The 2,029-nt window shown below is 61.6% G+C and carries 2 protein-coding genes; one reads left to right on the top strand and one right to left on the bottom strand.

Annotation, left to right across the window (positions count from 1 at the left end; translation table 11 throughout):
* Positions 1 to 576, top strand: a 576-nt coding sequence (locus AAFO90_RS24725; protein ID WP_347511167.1) for an iron-sulfur cluster-binding domain-containing protein, incomplete at its 5' end; no start/stop codon positions are given.
* 35 nt (positions 577 to 611) lie between these two features.
* On the opposite strand, the gene AAFO90_RS24730 is transcribed toward AAFO90_RS24725, so the two are convergent.
* On the bottom strand, positions 612 to 1,457 hold the full coding sequence (locus AAFO90_RS24730; RefSeq protein WP_347511168.1) for a glycosyltransferase family 2 protein: 846 nt from the start codon (positions 1,455 to 1,457) through the stop codon (positions 612 to 614).
* Between the last annotated feature and the right edge of the window lie 572 nt (positions 1,458 to 2,029).

Here is a 2,029-nt window from a genome sequence, read left to right on the forward strand (position 1 = left end):
GCCTGCGATGTCGTAGTCTTCTTCATGGTGTTGCTTTCCTTTCGGTTTGATCACCCCGAGCCTACGGCTCAGGGAAAGCAACGCCACCCTTCAGGCAAACTTCAACATCAACCGGGACATCCCCAGGAAGGCACCCGGGCCGATCTTGATCAGGTTCTGGCGGGCTATCAGGCAGGGTACCACGTCTACACCTGCGGCCCGGATCGCTACATGCAGGGGGTGCTTGAGGCCGCCGAGCGCCAGGGCTTTCCCGAGGAGGCGCGGCATCTGGAGTACTTCTCGGTCCCCGAGGTGCCCGAGTATGAAAACCACCCCTTCACACTGCGCCTGCGCAAGTCTGGGCGGGATCTGCACGTCCCGGCGGACAAAAGTGCGACCGATGTGCTGGCAGAGGCCGGGATCGGCGTCGATGTGAAATGTGCCGACGGGATCTGCGGGGTCTGCAAATGTGACCTCCTTTCCGGAGAGGTCGAGCACCGGGATTTCGTCCTGTCCAAGGCGCAGCGCAAAGGCGCGGTCATCCTGTGCCAATCGCGCGCAGCACAAAAGGACGGCACCATCGAGGTCGACCTGTAAAGGAAAGAGCGAAAGGGCAGGGCTAGCCTCTGCCCTTAGTCTCCCAGGGGCGGAAACCAGTCCGGCAGATGCACCCGGCTGTCAAATCGCAGGCTCTTGCTGCGCAGGACCGAGATCCCCTCGTCCCGCACCGGCGATTGCAACGCGTCCCAGGCCGCTGCCTCTGCTTTCTCCCAGGACGACAGTGGCAGATCGGCAAGAGCGGCGTATTGCGCTGCCATTTCCTGATGTGCTTGCTTCCAGGCCTTGCCGGGGGTCCCGGTGCCTTCTGCGCCTGCAACTTCGGTTCGGACGTCGGCCATCTCGGTCGCCGCCTGCCGGTTGGCGAACTTCAGATGCGCAAGATAGACGCCGCGTGGCATGCAATAGGGAAACTCCGCCAGCCGCCTTGGCCGCACCTGTACCCCGTGGCGCCGCAGGTCATGCGGCTGACGCACGGCCCAGGCCTTGCTGTAATGCCCGGAGAACACACCTTGATAGAGAGGCGAGCCGGATGCCTCAACTGGTGCAAAGACATTCACCCCAAGGGCAAAGATGGCGCTGGCCTCTTGTGCGGCCAGCATCTTCGGCAGAGAGGACCAGAGTTGCGGGTCGGCGCAGATCAGCTCATCCGCATCGGTCCGGATCACCCAGTCGTAGATCTCCAGCAGGCCGCGCTGAATTCCGTTCAGAAGACGTCCGCGCCAATGATCGAACCCCTGCAACCGGTCCCGAGGGATCGTGATGACCGATGCTGCCGGGCAAATCTCCTGCACCACCGGGTCCGGCCCATGGGCGACGACAAAGAGATTCTCAGCCCCCAGGACGTTGGAATAATGCCGGTACCACTGGCGCAAAGCCCAGTAGTCCTTGTGCACCATGGTGATTGCAGCTGCTTTCATGCCTGCACTATGCGCATTCGGTCCCGCTTGGCCAAGTGGATCCTCACGCGACGCCGCAGAGGCAACTGCGGCGGTGGGGGAGGGGGGCATATCCTCCGACGTCGCCGCCAGGCTGCAGACGATGGTTCGCTGGTCGTTGACAGAACCGCCGCCGCGGAGGATTCGACCGTTTTGAGACGGATATCAGTCCGAGTCGCTGCCGCGAGTCGCGGGTGTCTTGTGGTCTCATTGTGGTATTCGTCTAGATGTGGGGTTTTGTCGCGAGTGAGTCTTTCCACGCGTCCGTCTGCTGGGCGGGCATGGGGCGGCTCCTGGCAGTTTTTTGGCGCGATGGCTTCACTTAAGTCATTGTATTTGCGTGTTATTCCATCTTTCTCCCTGAAAAATGTGTTTTTGTTGATTTTAGGGTTGCGGGTATTTGGAGTTGGGACTAGAACCCCCTTCGCCGGCGGCGCTGAGGCGCTGCTGAGACACACCGGACGGGACGGCGGCGACGCGGAAACGGAAGGTTGACGGATCGGAAAGACGGTTGAGACGCTCAGGAGAGACTGGGGCATCTTTGAGGATGGGGC

This window comes from Phaeobacter sp. CAU 1743, assembly GCF_039839315.1.
Taxonomy (GTDB): Bacteria; Pseudomonadota; Alphaproteobacteria; order Rhodobacterales; family Rhodobacteraceae; genus Phycobacter; species Phycobacter gallaeciensis_A.

Excerpts from the sequence above, each read along its gene's own strand:
- AAFO90_RS24730 (WP_347511168.1), bottom strand. The coding sequence starts at position 1,457 with ATGAAAGCAGCTGCAATCACCATGGTGCACAAGGACTACTGGGCTTTG.